Origin of the sequence: Neisseria sp. P0019.S003, from assembly GCF_051957115.1 — a bacterium.
GTDB lineage: Bacteria > Pseudomonadota > Gammaproteobacteria > Burkholderiales > Neisseriaceae > Neisseria > Neisseria flavescens_D.
Map to the genome: position 1 here is coordinate 1 of NZ_JBQCWT010000056.1, position 494 is coordinate 494.

The 494-nt window shown below is 52.0% G+C and carries 1 protein-coding gene; it reads left to right on the forward strand.

Features of this window, described 5'->3' with window-relative positions:
* Positions 1-118: 118 nt before the first annotated feature.
* Positions 119-494, forward strand: a 376-nt coding sequence (locus tag ACTHTS_RS11055; protein WP_440370063.1) for a hypothetical protein, incomplete at its 3' end; no start/stop codon positions are given.

Consider the following 494-nt stretch of genomic DNA (forward strand, 5'->3'; position numbering starts at 1 on the left):
TGTTGTGTTGGTTTGTTGGGTGTTGTAGGGGGCTGTGGGCGTTGTCGGGGGTCTGGTTTGGGGTTTGGTGTTCGGCGTTTTGATCGAGTGGGCGGGACGAGGCGTGGACTGTTTTGTTGTGCGCGCGGGTGTGTTGTTGTGTTGTGTGTCGGTGGTGGTTGGTTGTTTTGTTTGTGTTGTGTTGTGCGGTGGTTTTGTTGTGGTGGGGTGGTGTTTTGTTTGTTGTTGGGGGGGTTTTTTTTGTGTGTGTTTTGGTGGGGTTTGTGGGGTTGTGGGGGTTTGTGGTGTGTTGTTTGGTTTTGGTGGTGGTTTGTGTTTTGGTTGTGTTGTTGGTGTTGGTGGTGGGTTTTGGTTTGTTGGGTTGTGTGTTTTGGGTGGGTTGGTTGTTGGGGTGTGGGGGTGTGGTGTTTGGGTTGTGGTTGGGGGTTTGGGTTGTGTGTTGTTGTGGTGTGTTGGGGGGGGTGTGGTTGAGGGGTTGTGGTATTGTTTTGAAG